The 288-nt window shown below is 38.5% G+C and carries 1 protein-coding gene; it reads left to right on the top strand.

Going from position 1 to position 288, the window contains the following annotated elements; translation table 11 throughout:
* Positions 1-14: 14 nt before the first annotated feature.
* On the top strand, positions 15-288 hold a 274-nt coding region (locus PZH32_RS13900; protein WP_275208857.1), incomplete at its 3' end, for a DNA alkylation repair protein.

The raw sequence follows: 288 nt of genomic DNA, 5'->3' as shown, positions 1-288 counted from the left end.
GCAAACAACGGTTTGTGGACAAGAACAAGAAAAGGGTCTGGCTATTTTTGGAAGACCGGATGAAATCCGACAAAGAATATGAAATACGTTTCGGAGTAGTAATGGCAATGGCTCATTATATTGACGAAGAGTATATAGACAACGTATTGCAATGGATGGACCGGATCAGTCACGAAGGATATTATGTGAAGATGGCTGTAGCATGGGCTTTATCCGTATGTTATGTCAAGTTTCCTCAAAAAACGATGAACTATCTGAAGGAAAATCATTTAGATGACTTTACTTACA

It is taken from the genome of Adlercreutzia equolifaciens, assembly GCF_029076695.1.
GTDB lineage: Bacteria > Actinomycetota > Coriobacteriia > Coriobacteriales > Eggerthellaceae > Adlercreutzia > Adlercreutzia equolifaciens_A.
Note: the sequence above shows the minus strand (reverse complement) of the source record. Positions and strands in the feature narration are given on the sequence as shown.